The following is a 13,052-nucleotide window of genomic DNA, read 5'->3' as shown; positions in this document are numbered from 1 at the left end:
GGAGTCGATGACGTGACGGTTTGCCCGTCTCCATGCCATTTTGTGACAGAACGATCCCACGGTGCGATGGTGGGAGGCGTGTGTGTGACGTGCCGCGCGGCCGGTGTCGCGGATCGAGGAGGCCATGGAAGACCTCCGGAGAGCCTCCGGCGTTGCCCGAACACGCGAAACACCTGCTCAGCGCGGATGCGAGCACATAAGTTGAGCGTAAGTGGCTCAGGTCCTTTGACTCCGGGGTGGGTGTCATGCATCCTTGAGTCAGATCCACTCAAGTAGTCAGTTGGAGGAATTGAAATGGCACGTGCGGTCGGCATCGACCTGGGCACGACTAACTCCGTCGTCAGCGTTCTCGAAGGCGGCGAGCCCACCGTCATCACCAACGCCGAAGGCGCCAGGACCACGCCGTCCGTCGTCGCCTTCGCGAAGAACGGCGAGGTGCTTGTCGGCGAGGTGGCCAAGCGCCAGGCGGTCACCAACGTCGACAGGACGATCCGTTCGGTCAAGCGCCACATGGGCACTGACTGGAAGATCGAGCTCGACGGCAAGAACTTCAACCCGCAGCAGATGAGCGCCTTCATCCTGCAGAAGCTGAAGCGCGACGCCGAGTCCTACCTGGGCGAGAAGGTCACCGACGCGGTGATCACCGTCCCGGCGTACTTCAACGACTCGGAGCGTCAGGCGACCAAGGAGGCCGGCGAGATCGCGGGCCTGAACGTCCTGCGTATCGTCAACGAGCCCACCGCCGCAGCCCTGGCGTACGGCCTCGACAAGGACGACCAGACGATCCTCGTCTTCGACCTCGGTGGCGGCACCTTCGACGTGTCCCTCCTGGAGATCGGCGACGGCGTCGTCGAGGTGAAGGCCACCAACGGTGACAACCACCTCGGTGGTGACGACTGGGACCAGCGGGTCGTCGACTACCTGGTGAAGCAGTTCGCCAACGGGCACGGCGTGGACCTGTCCAAGGACAAGATGGCTCTCCAGCGTCTCCGCGAGGCCGCGGAGAAGGCGAAGATCGAGCTCTCGTCCTCGACCGAGACCACGATCAACCTGCCCTACATCACGGCGTCCGCCGAGGGCCCGCTGCACCTGGACGAGAAGCTCACGCGCTCGCAGTTCCAGCAGCTGACCGCGGACCTCCTGGACCGCTGCAAGAACCCGTTCCACAACGTGATCAAGGACGCGGGCATCCAGCTCTCCGAGATCGACCACGTCGTTCTCGTCGGTGGCTCGACCCGCATGCCGGCCGTCGCCGAGCTCGTCAAGGAGCTCACGGGCGGCCAGGACGCCAACAAGGGTGTGAACCCGGACGAGGTCGTCGCCATCGGCGCCTCGCTCCAGGCCGGTGTCCTCAAGGGTGAGGTCAAGGACGTCCTGCTCCTCGACGTGACCCCGCTGTCCCTCGGCATCGAGACCAAGGGAGGGATCATGACGAAGCTCATCGAGCGCAACACCACGATCCCGACCAAGCGTTCCGAGATCTTCACGACGGCCGAGGACAACCAGCCGTCCGTGCAGATCCAGGTCTACCAGGGCGAGCGCGAGATCGCGGCGTACAACAAGAAGCTCGGGATGTTCGAGCTCACCGGTCTGCCGCCGGCCCCGCGCGGTGTGCCGCAGATCGAGGTCGCCTTCGACATCGACGCCAACGGCATCATGCACGTCGCTGCCAAGGACCTCGGCACCGGCAAGGAGCAGAAGATGACCGTCACCGGTGGCTCCTCGCTGCCGAAGGACGAGGTCAACCGGATGCGCGAAGAGGCCGAGCAGTACGCCGACGAGGACCACCGCCGTCGCGAGGCCGCCGAGTCGCGCAACCAGGGCGAGCAGCTCGTCTACCAGACGGAGAAGTTCCTCAAGGACAACGAGGACAAGGTCCCCGGCGACGTCAAGACGGAGGTGGAGACCGCGCTCACCGAGCTGAAGGAGAAGCTCAAGGGCGAGGACACCGCCGAGATCCGCACCGCAACCGAGAAGGTGGCGGCCGTCTCCCAGAAGCTGGGCCAGGCGATGTACGCCAACGCCTCCGAGGGCGCGACGCCGGGTGCCGAGGCGCCGGGCGACGGTCAGGCCAAGGCCGACGACGACGTCGTCGACGCCGAGATCGTGGACGACGAGAAGGACACGAAGGGCGGTGCGGCGTGACCGAGGAGACTCCGGGCTTCGACGAGAAGCCTGACGTCCCCTCCGGCGCCGAAGCCGACGACGCCGAGCCGAAGGCAGCCGCACCCTCCGAGGAGGAGGCGGCGGCCCCGGCCGGGGACGTACAGCAGACAGCGGCTCTGACGGCTCAGCTGGACCAGGTCCGTACCGCGCTCAACGAGCGCACGGGCGACCTCCAGCGGCTCCAGGCCGAGTACCAGAACTACCGCCGTCGGGTCGAGCGCGACCGGGTCACGGTCAAGGAGGTCGCCGCGGCGAACCTCCTGACCGACCTCCTGCCCGTGCTCGACGACATCGGCCGGGCGCGGGAGCACGGCGAGCTCGTCGGCGGCTTCAAGGCGGTGGCCGAATCGGTGGAGACGGTCGTCGCGAAGATCGGCCTCCAGCAGTTCGGCAAGGAGGGCGAGCCCTTCGATCCGACGATCCACGAGGCCCTGATGCACTCGTACGCGCCGGACGTCACCGAGACGACCTGCGTGGCGATCCTGCAGCCCGGGTACCGCATCGGGGAGCGCACCATCCGCCCCGCGCGGGTGGCCGTGGCCGAGCCGCAGCCGGGCGCCACGCCCGCGGCGGCCAAGGAAGAGAAGGCAGACGACGAGGAGAGCGGTGGCACCGAAGAGGTCTGACATTCCGTCCGACCACTGCGGTGAACACCGACGGGGCGTGCGGCCGGCCACACGGCCGGCCGCACGGCCGATCGTCCGGAAGGAGGGACGTCGATGAGCACGAAGGACTTCGTCGAGAAGGACTACTACAAGGTCCTCGGCGTCCCCAAGGACGCCACCGACGCCGAGGTCAAGAAGGCGTACCGGAAGCTCGCCCGCGAGTACCACCCGGACGCCAACAAGGGTGACGCCAAGGCCGAGGAGCGTTTCAAGGAGATCTCCGAGGCGAACGACGTCCTCGGTGACCCCAAGAAGCGCAAGGAGTACGACGAGGCGCGCGCACTCTTCGGCAACGGAGGCTTCCGGGCGGGTCCCGGCGGTGCGGGCGGCAACTTCAACTTCGACCTGGGTGACCTCTTCGGCGGGGCCCCGGGCGGCGGCCAGACCGCCGGCGCCGGCGGTTTCGGCGGTGGCGGCGGCCTGGGTGACGTCTTCGGCGGACTGTTCAACCGCGGCGGTGCCGGCACACGTGTCCAGCCGCGGCGCGGCCAGGACATCGAGTCCGAGGTGACGCTCAGCTTCACCGAGGCGGTCGACGGGGCCACGGTCCCGCTGCGGATGTCCAGCCAGGCTCCCTGCAAGGCGTGTTCGGGCACCGGCGACAAGAACGGCACCCCGAGGGTCTGCCCGACGTGCGTCGGCACCGGCCAGGTGTCGCGCGGTACAGGCGGCGGGTTCTCCCTCACCGATCCCTGCGTGGACTGCAAGGGCCGGGGCCTCATCGCCCAGGACGCCTGCGAGGTCTGCAAGGGCAGCGGCCGGGCGAAGTCGGCCCGCACGATGCAGGTCAGGATCCCGGCAGGGGTGCTGGACGGCCAGCGGATCCGGCTGCGCGGCAAGGGCAGCCCGGGCGAGCGCGGTGGCCCGGCGGGCGACCTGTACGTCGTCGTCCACGTCGACGCCCACCCGGTCTTCGGCCGCAAGGGCGACAACCTCACCGTCACCGTTCCCGTCACCTTCCCGGAGGCGGCGCTCGGCGGCGAGGTGAAGGTCCCCACGCTCGGAGGGCCTCCGGTCACCCTGAAACTCCCGGCCGGTACGCCCAACGGCCGTACGATGCGGGCTCGTGGCAAGGGCGCAGTCCGCAAGGACGGCACCCGGGGCGACCTGCTGGTCACCGTCGAGGTGACCGTACCCACGGACCTCGGCGCGGACGCCCAGGACGCGCTGGAGGCCTATCGGAAGTCGACCGCGGGGGAGGACCCGCGGGCGGAGCTGTTCCAGGCTGCGAAGGGAGCTTGAGATGGACGGCCGTCGACGCAATCCGTACCAGCTGACCGACGAGTCCCCGGTCTACGTGATCTCGATCGCGGCCCAGCTCTCGGGCCTGCACCCGCAGACACTGCGCCAGTACGACCGCCTCGGCCTGGTCTCGCCCGACCGCACGGCCGGACGCGGACGGCGCTACTCGGCCCGTGACATCGAACTGCTGCGCACCGTCCAGCAGTTGTCGCAGGACGAGGGCATCAACCTCGCGGGCATCAAGCGCATCATCGAGTTGGAGAACCAGGTCGCCGCACTCCAGCAGCGCGTGGCCGAGCTGTCGGCGGCGGTGGACGGCGCGGCCGTGGCCATGCAGCAGCGCGAGGCCCAGGTGCACGCCTCCTACCGGCGTGATCTGGTGCCGTACCAGGATGTGCAGCAGGCCGGTGCGCTGGTGGTCTGGCGGCCGAAGCGGCCCAAGGACTGAGCCGGCCGGCCGGAAGGGGTCCGTCCCGGAGTCTCACGACTCCGGGACGGACCCCTTCCCCGTGGCCGGGGCGGTGTCCACGATGCCGGACCGCATGATCAGGACGCCCAGATGGGTCCTGCTGGTGGCCCCCAGGGCCTGCATGAGCTTGGCGATGTGGGAGCGGCAGGTCCGGACGCTGATGCCCAGCTTGCGTGCCACCACGTCGTCGACGTGGCCCTCGCCGAGGAGCCGGGCGATGCTCTGCTGGACGGCCGTGACCTGGGCGCCGGGGGCGGTCGTGGGGAGCTGCTGGGTGAGCGGGGTCGCCTGCGCCCAGAGGACCTCGTAGACCTGGACGAGGTAGCGCACCAGGGCCGGGTGGCGGATCTCCAGGGCCACGTTGCGTTCGGGGGTGGCGGGTATGTAGGCGACGGTGCGGTCGAAGATGATGAGCCGTTCGACGGTCTGTTCCACCGTGCGGACCTGGAGGCAGTCGCCGGGCACCTGTGACACGTAGTCCTTGACCCGGGAGTTGTAGCGGGCCGGGTGCTGGTAGATGTGCCGGAGCCTGGCTCCTCCGGCGATCGCCGAACGGGCGTTCTCCAGCCCCTGCCTCATGTGGTGCTCCAGCCGGTTGCCCCCGGGCTGCGCCGTCAGCACCTCCTCCCTCGCGTGGAGGGCGGCCTCCCGGAGGGCGGACACGATCTGCGGCCTCCCGTCGAGCACGGTGATCGCCAGGTTGGGGTTCTCGTCGGCGACGGACGCCAGCGGTGTCAGCACCCGGCTCAGAGCGGTGCTCAGCCGTATTCGTTCGTCGATCTCACGGGTGATGGGCTGCAGCAGGTGGGCCAGTGCGGCGGACGGCGGGACGGGGCGCATCCACGCGTCGTCGCCGGTGTCGGGGTGGACCAGGGACATCTCGATCAGGCACGGGGCCGACGCCAGGGCGGTGCGGGAGACCCGCCCCACACGCAGCGCCTCCTCGTACAGCTGGAGCGCCGGTTCGCAGAGCTCCCGGGGGCCGTGGGAATGTGCCGGGTTCGCCTCATGGGTATCGATTTGATGACCCCTCACTTTGTGCAGTGCAAAAAGATGACGGTGGTGGAAGCGGCGCCCGCGGGGGAGTCTGGAGGGGCCGGGCGAGAGGGGAACTCGCCCGGTCCGATGCGGGCGCGGCCGCACTCACACGCTGTGCGCGGACTCGTCCTCCGGCTTCGGGGCGGGGGTACCTCGAGCCTCGCACGTTCAGGATTCCTGGTCGAGGATTCCTGAACGTGCGATCAGGTACCCGAGCTGGGCGCGGCTGGTGCTGCCCAGGGTGGCCGACAGTTTGGCGATGTGCGCCCGGCAGGTGCGGACGTTCATCCCGAGGCGGCGGGCGATGGAGTCGTCGACGTGACCTTCGACGAGGAGCTGGGCTATGGAGCGCTGGACGCCGCTGATCCCGACCGGGGTCGGCTCGTACCGGATGTCCTCCAGAAGTGGGGTGGCGCTCTGCCAGAGCTGCTCGAAGACACTGGTCAGGTAGGAGACGAGACCCGGGTGCCGGAGTTCCAGGGCGACCGTCCGGTCGTCCTGGGCGGGAATGAAGGCGACGGTCCGGTCGAAGATGAGGAGTCGTTCCACGAGCTCCTCCAGCGTGCGGATCGCCACGCCTTCGGCGAGCCTCTCCGCGTACGCGAACGTCCCCTGGTGGTGGCGTACCGTGTGCTGGTAGAGCGTGCGGATGCTGACGCCGCGGTCCACCACCGCCTTGCCCCGCTCCAGCCCCTTGCTGAGGATGTCCTCGCTCCGTCCGCCCCCCGGCTGCACCGTGAGTACTTCGGTGTGGCACTCCGCGGTGGCGGCGTCGATGGCCGCGTTGATGCGCGTGCTGCCCTCCAGCACGGTGATGGCGTGTGTGGTCGGCGGGTCCTGGGCGCTGATGTCCATGAAGGGCTCGAAGGACTCGGTCAGCTCCAGGGAGTGGCGCCTCCGCTCCTGGATCTCCCGCTCTATCGGGTGCAGCCTCTGGGCGAGCGCCGCCGAGGGCGGCACCGGGCGCAGCCAGTCGGCATCGTCGGGATCGGGGTGGAGCAGGGCGAAGTCCATCAGGCAGGGGGCTGGTTCGACCTCCGCGCGCGGTATGCGTCCGGACCGCAGCGCGCTGGCGTAGAGGGCCTGCCCCGCATCGCATAGTTGGGTGATCCCGTGAGGATGTGACGCCTTTGAGCCACTTGTGCACATATCTCCACCCCCCATGTTCCTGAACGTGCAGGAACATGATGCATCGATCCGGTGGTGCTTGCGTGTCCGCGTGAGACATCGTCTTGATTGCGGGGGAGATGAATCCATCAAGTGAGGACGAAGCCGAAATGTCTAAGCGAATGCTTCGCTCGGTGCTTGCCACTGCGTTCGTGGGGGCCCTGGCATACGGTGCGGTGGGTACCCATGACATCACCTGGGGAGTTGCGACGGCCGAGCAGGCGGCTCCCGGTGACATCACGTGGGGGGCTGCTCCGGGCGACATCACGTGGGGTGCGGCTGAGGGCGGCGACATCACATGGGGTGTGGCCACGGGTGACATCACGTGGGGTGCGGCTCCGACCCACGCCGGCGCATGACCACCCCTCCGGACGACCGCACCTTCCGGCGGGAGATGGCCACGGCCTACCGCTCAGGGTGGCACTTCATCGATCTGCTCACGGCACTTACCCGCCAGGGCGATTCGTTGATGGTCACCCTGTTCGGGGAGCCCATCGTCGTCGTCATGGAAACGGATGACGACATCCGCGCCTATCGCTGTCTTCGCCGGCCGCGCGGAGCGCCGCAGCCGGTTCGCTGTGCCGTGAGGTACGGCATGATTTTTGTAAATCTCGATCAGCGCGATCATGAGCTGTTCGAACAAGAAGCCATTTCCGCCACCCCCCGCAGTGCCTGAACGATTCCCCCGTCGTTACATATCGTTCCGGCACTTCCCCCACACAGCGGCGCCATCGTGACCTGAACACGATGGCGCCGTTGTGCTGTCCGGAAATGATTTCTTTGTTTCTCAGCCTTTTCCGAGCGCCCTGTCGACGGCGATCTCGATGACGACCCGCTCGGGGTTGTGCCGCGGGGTGCGCTCGTAGCGCTCGGCGTAGCGGCGTACCGCGTCCTGGATCTCCGCGGGCTCCGTACGGACCACCGCCACGCCCTCCAGGGTCGCCCAGCGGCGCCCCTGCATCTGGCAGACCGCGACGCGTGCCCCTTCGGGGCCCGCCGCCAGGACGTGGGCGACCTTCCTGGTGTTTCCGCCCGTGATGATGCGGGCGAGCCGTGTCTCCGGGTCGTACGTCACGCCGACCGGCACCACATGCGGTGTGCCGTCGGGGCGGAGCGTCGTGAGGGTGCACACATGGCGCTCCCGCCAGAACGCGAGGTACTCGGGGCCGGGGTTGCGAACGTCAGGCATGGGTTCAGCCTAGAGACCGGGGAGTCGTGGGCGCCCGGGGAGGCACCGGAACGCCCTTGAGTGGAATAGACTCAACTTTGTACCCGTTGTTCGAGTCAAAGTTCTCTGCAGTACCAGACACGAGGAGGAGACAGCGCCCGTGGACGCCGAGCTGACCAACAAGAGCCGGGACGCCCTCAACGCGGCCACCAGCAGGGCCGTGAAGGACGGGCATCCCGATCTGACCCCCGGGCACCTGCTGCTTGCGCTGCTCGCGGGCGAGGACAACGCGAACATCATCGATCTGCTGGCCGCCGTCGACGCCGACCAGGTGGCCGTGCGCACGGAGACCGAACGGCTCCTCGGCGCCCTGCCCAGTGTCACCGGGTCGACCGTGGCACCTCCACAGCCCAACCGCGACCTGCTCGCCGTCATCGCCGACGCCGACCAGCGGGCCAGGGAACTCGGCGACGACTACCTCTCCACCGAGCACCTGCTGATCGCCGTCGCTGCGAAGGGCGGCCGTGCCGGTGAGATCCTCGACGGACAGGGAGCCAGTGCGAAGAAGCTGCTGGACGCGTTCGAGAAGAGCAGGGGAGGGCGCCGGGTGACCACCCCCGACCCCGAAGGCCAGTACAAGGCGCTGGAGAAGTTCGGTACGGACTTCACGGCCGCCGCACGCGAGGGCAAGCTGGACCCGGTCATCGGCCGTGACCAGGAGATCCGCCGCGTCGTGCAGGTGCTGTCGCGCCGTACGAAGAACAACCCCGTGCTCATCGGTGAGCCCGGCGTCGGCAAGACGGCCGTCGTCGAGGGGCTCGCCCAGCGCATCGTCAAGGGCGACGTCCCCGAGTCCCTGCGGAACAAGCGGCTCGTCTCCCTGGACCTCGGGGCCATGGTCGCGGGCGCCAAGTACCGGGGTGAGTTCGAGGAACGCCTGAAGACCGTCCTCTCCGAGATCAAGGAGAGCGACGGGCAGATCATCACCTTCATCGACGAGCTGCACACCGTCGTCGGCGCGGGCGCCGGCGGCGACTCCGCGATGGACGCGGGCAACATGCTCAAGCCGATGCTCGCCCGGGGTGAGCTCCGCATGGTCGGCGCCACCACGCTGGACGAGTACCGCGAGCGCATCGAGAAGGACCCCGCGCTGGAGCGCCGCTTCCAGCAGGTCCTGGTGGCCGAGCCGTCCGTCGAGGACACCATCGCGATCCTGCGTGGCCTCAAGGGGCGCTACGAGGCGCACCACAAGGTCCAGATCGCCGACTCCTCGCTGGTGGCCGCGGCGACCCTCTCCGACCGGTACATCACCTCCCGCTTCCTCCCCGACAAGGCCATCGACCTGGTCGACGAGGCGGCCTCGCGGCTCCGCATGGAGATCGACTCCTCCCCCCTGGAGATCGACGAGCTCCAGCGCTCCGTCGACCGGCTGCACATGGAGGAGCTGGCCCTCAAGAACGAGACCGACGAGGGCTCCAAGCAGCGCCTGGAGAAGATCCGCCGCGACCTCGCCGACAAGGAGGAGGAGCTGCGCGGTCTCACCGCCCGCTGGGAGAAGGAGAAGCAGGGCCTGAACCGCGTCGGTGAGCTCAAGGAGCGCCTCGACGAGCTGCGCGGACAGGCCGAGCGCGCGCAGCGCGACGGCGACTTCGACACCGCCTCCAAGCTGCTGTACGGGGAGATCCCCGGGCTGGAGCGGGAGCTGGCGGAGGCGGACGAGGCCGAGCAGGCCTCCAAGGACACGATGGTCAAGGAGGAGGTCGGCCCGGACGACATCGCCGATGTCGTCGGCGCCTGGACCGGGATCCCGGCCGGACGCCTCCTGGAGGGCGAGACCCAGAAGCTGCTGCGGATGGAGGCCGAGCTGGGCAGGCGGCTGATCGGCCAGACCGAGGCCGTGCGGTCCGTGTCGGACGCCGTGCGCCGCACCCGCGCGGGGATCGCCGACCCCGACCGGCCCACGGGCTCGTTCCTCTTCCTCGGTCCGACCGGGGTCGGCAAGACGGAGCTCGCCAAGGCGCTCGCGGACTTCCTGTTCGACGACGAGCGGGCCATGATCCGCATCGACATGAGCGAGTACGGCGAGAAGCACAGCGTCGCCCGCCTCGTGGGTGCCCCGCCCGGCTACGTCGGTTACGAGGAGGGCGGGCAGCTCACGGAGGCGGTCCGCCGCCGCCCGTACAGCGTCGTGCTGCTGGACGAGGTCGAGAAGGCGCACCCCGAGGTCTTCGACATCCTGCTCCAGGTGCTCGACGACGGCCGGCTCACCGACGGGCAGGGCAGGACGGTGGACTTCCGCAACACGATCCTGATCCTCACGTCGAACCTGGGAAGCCAGTTCCTGATCGACCCTCTGACCGAGCCCGAGGTGAAGAAGGAGCAGGTCCTGGAGGTCGTACGGGCCTCGTTCAAGCCGGAGTTCCTCAACCGGCTCGACGATCTGGTCGTCTTCTCCGCACTGTCCGGCGACGAGCTGGCCCACATCGCGGGCCTCCAGGTGGAGAGCCTCGCCAAGCGGCTGGCCGACCGGCGGATCCGCCTCGACATCACGCCCGAGGCGCTGGCCTGGCTGGCCGTGGAGGGCAACGACCCGGCGTACGGTGCCCGGCCGCTGCGCCGGCTCATCCAGACCGCGATCGGCGACCGGCTGGCCAAGGAGATCCTCGCGGGCGAGGTCAAGGACGGCGACACGGTCCGGGTGGACCGGGCCGCCGACGGACTGGTCGTGGGGCCGGCGACGGAGGTCAAGAGCCTGTAGCCCTGGCCCCCCGTCCCCGGCCGGATGACCTCGTCCCCCGGCCGGGGACACGCATGTGCGGGTCCGTCCCTATTGATTCGTGCATCTGGCATGCATCATGGGTGGGTCCGGCCCACGAAATTGAGCCGAATATTTACATTCCGTGGCTGAAGTGCGGATGTGGTGCAGGCTCCGGACGCTGTTATTTGTATCCGGGCGATACATATCCGCACGCTCGACAGAAAGTGGGACTCCGGTTGCCCGGGTGATCGTGTTCCACGCGATATCAGGGGAGTTCGGGCCTTTTCCTTTTGCGTCGGAAGCGGCGGTGCCGAATTCGGAGACCGGTAAGGTACGCGCATGACGGAGCGGATACCCGGCGAGGCGAGTGCGGAGCCGGAGAACGGCACGAGTGGCAGTCTCATTCGGCACGGCGAATTTCGTACTCTGTGGGTGGCTTTCGCTCAGTCGGTCCTCGGTGACCAGCTGGCCCGGGTCGCGCTGTCGCTGCTGGTGTTCGAACGCACCGAGTCGGCCGGCTGGACCGCGGCGACCTACGCCCTGACGACTCTGCCCGCCCTGCTGTCCGGGGTGCTCCTCTCCGGTCTCGCCGACCGGTTCCCCCGGCGCACGGTCATGATCGGGTGCGACCTGGTGCGTGCCGCCCTCGTCGGGCTCATGGCCCTGCCCGGTACCCCTCTGCCGCTCCTGGCGGGACTGCTGGTGCTGGCGCAGCTCGCCGAGGCGCCGTTCGGGGCGTCGAAGGGCGCCCTCATGCCGGCCGTCCTGGGCGAGCGCCTGTACGAGCGGGGGCAGCGGGTCATGATGATCACCTACCAGGCCGGACAGCTGATCGGCTTCGGCGCCGGTGGCGTGCTCGTCGTGTGGCTGGGCAGCCACCTCTCGCTGGGGCTGAACGCGTTGACGTTCCTGATCTCCGCGGTCCTGATCAGACTGGGTGTGAAGGCGCGACCGGTGGACACGAGCGCCGACGCGCGGCCGAAGCGGCTGCACACCCAGGTGGGCAGGGCGGCATCACTGATCTGGTCGGACCCCCGGCTGCGGTCCCTGGTCGCGCTGGGCTGGCTGGCCGGGTTCATCGTGCTGCCGGAGGGCCTCGCCGCCCCCTTCGCGGAGGAGGCCGGCGGGGGCGCCGCCTCGGTGGGGCTGCTGCTCGCCGCGCATCCCGCCGGAATGGTCCTCGGCGCGGCCTTCCTCGGGCGCCCGGGGATCGGGGCCGAGCGGCGCCGCCGGCTGCTCGGGCCGCTCGCGGTGGGCGCGAACCTGCCGCTGGTCGTCTACTGGGCGGGCCCGGGCGTCGGGGTGGCCCTGCTGGTGCTGCTGGTGTCGGGGGTGTGCTCCGCGTACCAGATCACCGCCGGGGCGACCTTCGTCCTGCTCACCCCTGCCGACCAGCGCGGTCAGGCGCTCGGACTCGCCAGGTCCGGGCTGACCGCCATGCAGGGGATCGGTGTCGCGGCGGGCGGCCTGGCCGCGGAGCTGACGGACTCCTCGGCACGGACGATCGGCGGGGCGGGCGTCGTCGGTACGCTCTGCGCCGTCCTCGTCGCGGTTTCCTGGTCGCGGGCCAGGGGAAGGAGCGGCGGGACGATTCCCCTGAGCGCGTAGGACCACCGGCCGCGATCGCGGCTAGGGTCGAAGCCAGGAAACCACGTGCGATCCACAGGAGTACCCAGCGATGTCTATCGACCCGACCTCGATCCCCAACTTCGGGGGCCAGCCCGAACCGCAGGCGGCAGGACCCGAGGGCCCCGTGGTCCCGGACCAGGACCTCGTCAAGCAGCTTCTCGAGCAGATGGAGCTGAAGTTCGTCGTCGACGACGAGGGCGACCTCGCCGCGCCGTGGGAAGACTTCCGGACGTACTTCATGTTCCGCGGCGAGGACGAGCAGCAGGTCTTCTCGGTCCGGACCTTCTACGACCGTCCCCACGCCCTGGACCAGCGCCCCGTGCTGCTCGACGCGATCGACGACTGGAACCGCCGCACCCTGTGGCCCAAGGTCTACACGCACGCCCACGAGGGCGACGAGGGTGCCGCGGGCTCCGTGCGACTCGTCGGTGAGGCGCAGATGCTCATCGGCACCGGCGTCAGCCTGGAGCACTTCGTCTCCTCGACGGTCAGCTGGGTGCGGGCCTCGATCGAGTTCGACAAGTGGCTCGTGGAGCGTCTGGGCCTGGAGACCGCGGAGGAGAAGCCGGAGGGCGACGAGCCCACGGAGGCCTGATCCCGCGGCCGGACGGCGGAGGCCCGGTCCGGGGCGCGGCCCTTGCGGCCGCCGCCCCGGACCGGGCCTCCGCCGTGCCTGCGCCGGGGTGCCCGAGGCCGGAGGGCCAGGGGCGGCCGCGGCTGTGGTTCGCCGAGCCGGGCCGCCCCGAGGCT

At 69.3% G+C, this 13,052-nt stretch carries 11 protein-coding genes; 8 read left to right on the top strand and 3 right to left on the bottom strand.

Annotated elements, in window-relative coordinates:
* Positions 1 to 294: 294 nt before the first annotated feature.
* The 4 genes from dnaK (at position 295) to OO67_RS00955 (ending at position 4,521) form a co-directional block, all read left to right on the top strand.
* Positions 295 to 2,145 (top strand): molecular chaperone DnaK, encoded by a 1,851-nt coding sequence (gene dnaK / locus OO67_RS00970; RefSeq protein ID WP_033296625.1) that lies wholly within the window; start codon positions 295 to 297, stop codon positions 2,143 to 2,145.
* Positions 2,142 to 2,792 carry a nucleotide exchange factor GrpE gene (grpE, locus tag OO67_RS00965; protein ID WP_031090705.1) on the top strand — a complete coding sequence of 217 codons (651 nt, stop codon included), beginning with the start codon at positions 2,142 to 2,144 and terminating at the stop codon, positions 2,790 to 2,792. The genes dnaK and grpE overlap by 4 nt, the downstream gene beginning before the upstream one ends.
* A gap of 93 nt (positions 2,793 to 2,885) precedes the next feature.
* Positions 2,886 to 4,073 (top strand): molecular chaperone DnaJ, encoded by a 1,188-nt coding sequence (dnaJ, locus tag OO67_RS00960; protein ID WP_033296624.1) that lies wholly within the window; start codon positions 2,886 to 2,888, stop codon positions 4,071 to 4,073.
* Position 4,074: 1 nt separating this feature from the next.
* Entirely contained in the window at positions 4,075 to 4,521 is a 447-nt protein-coding gene (locus OO67_RS00955) for a heat shock protein transcriptional repressor HspR (RefSeq protein ID WP_033296623.1), read from the top strand.
* Between the two features lie 33 nt (positions 4,522 to 4,554).
* Here OO67_RS00955 and OO67_RS00950 read toward each other — a convergent pair whose 3' ends face one another.
* Together OO67_RS00950 and OO67_RS00945 are read right to left on the bottom strand one after the other, a co-directional pair.
* Positions 4,555 to 5,562 (bottom strand): helix-turn-helix transcriptional regulator, encoded by a 1,008-nt coding sequence (locus OO67_RS00950; RefSeq protein WP_033296992.1) that lies wholly within the window; start codon positions 5,560 to 5,562, stop codon positions 4,555 to 4,557.
* A gap of 186 nt (positions 5,563 to 5,748) precedes the next feature.
* The gene (locus tag OO67_RS00945) at positions 5,749 to 6,594 is read right to left on the bottom strand and encodes a hypothetical protein (protein WP_033296622.1); all 846 of its coding nucleotides are present in this window, start codon (positions 6,592 to 6,594) and stop codon (positions 5,749 to 5,751) included.
* Positions 6,595 to 7,102: 508 nt separating this feature from the next.
* Between OO67_RS00945 and OO67_RS00935 the strand changes: the two genes are divergently transcribed.
* Entirely contained in the window at positions 7,103 to 7,423 is a 321-nt protein-coding gene (locus tag OO67_RS00935) for a Rieske (2Fe-2S) protein (protein ID WP_033296620.1), read from the top strand.
* A gap of 111 nt (positions 7,424 to 7,534) precedes the next feature.
* Here OO67_RS00935 and OO67_RS00930 read toward each other — a convergent pair whose 3' ends face one another.
* Positions 7,535 to 7,936: a pyridoxamine 5'-phosphate oxidase family protein gene (locus tag OO67_RS00930; RefSeq protein WP_033296619.1), complete on the bottom strand. Its 402-nt coding sequence runs from the start codon at positions 7,934 to 7,936 to the stop codon at positions 7,535 to 7,537.
* A 139-nt stretch (positions 7,937 to 8,075) separates the two neighbouring features.
* Between OO67_RS00930 and clpB the strand changes: the two genes are divergently transcribed.
* The 3 genes from clpB to OO67_RS00915 all read left to right on the top strand — a co-directional run bounded on the left by clpB (position 8,076) and on the right by OO67_RS00915 (position 12,897).
* A complete protein-coding gene (clpB, locus tag OO67_RS00925; RefSeq protein ID WP_033296618.1) occupies positions 8,076 to 10,673 on the top strand; it encodes an ATP-dependent chaperone ClpB in 2,598 nt (865 codons plus the stop codon).
* 339 nt (positions 10,674 to 11,012) lie between these two features.
* On the top strand, positions 11,013 to 12,281 hold the full coding sequence (locus OO67_RS00920) for an MFS transporter (protein WP_033296617.1): 1,269 nt from the start codon (positions 11,013 to 11,015) through the stop codon (positions 12,279 to 12,281).
* Between the two features lie 70 nt (positions 12,282 to 12,351).
* Positions 12,352 to 12,897 (top strand): type III secretion system chaperone family protein, encoded by a 546-nt coding sequence (locus OO67_RS00915; RefSeq protein ID WP_033296616.1) that lies wholly within the window; start codon positions 12,352 to 12,354, stop codon positions 12,895 to 12,897.
* The last annotated feature ends 155 nt before the right edge of the window (positions 12,898 to 13,052 follow it).

The organism is Streptomyces atroolivaceus (genome assembly GCF_000717025.1).
GTDB classification, from domain to species: domain Bacteria; phylum Actinomycetota; class Actinomycetes; order Streptomycetales; family Streptomycetaceae; genus Streptomyces; species Streptomyces atroolivaceus.
The sequence above is the reverse complement of the archived record's forward strand: the minus strand, read 5'-3'. Positions and strand labels throughout refer to the sequence as shown.

What these genes read in the sequence shown, in the direction of transcription:
- dnaK (WP_033296625.1), top strand. Translation starts at nt 295, where the DNA reads ATGGCACGTGCGGTCGGCATCGACCTGGGCACGACTAACTCCGTCGTC.
- dnaJ (WP_033296624.1), top strand. Translation starts at nt 2,886, where the DNA reads ATGAGCACGAAGGACTTCGTCGAGAAGGACTACTACAAGGTCCTCGGC.
- OO67_RS00955 (WP_033296623.1), top strand. Translation starts at nt 4,075, where the DNA reads ATGGACGGCCGTCGACGCAATCCGTACCAGCTGACCGACGAGTCCCCG.
- OO67_RS00945 (WP_033296622.1), bottom strand. Translation starts at nt 6,594, where the DNA reads ATGGACTTCGCCCTGCTCCACCCCGATCCCGACGATGCCGACTGGCTG.
- OO67_RS00935 (WP_033296620.1), top strand. Translation starts at nt 7,103, where the DNA reads ATGACCACCCCTCCGGACGACCGCACCTTCCGGCGGGAGATGGCCACG.
- OO67_RS00930 (WP_033296619.1), bottom strand. Translation starts at nt 7,936, where the DNA reads ATGCCTGACGTTCGCAACCCCGGCCCCGAGTACCTCGCGTTCTGGCGG.
- OO67_RS00920 (WP_033296617.1), top strand. Translation starts at nt 11,013, where the DNA reads ATGACGGAGCGGATACCCGGCGAGGCGAGTGCGGAGCCGGAGAACGGC.
- OO67_RS00915 (WP_033296616.1), top strand. Translation starts at nt 12,352, where the DNA reads ATGTCTATCGACCCGACCTCGATCCCCAACTTCGGGGGCCAGCCCGAA.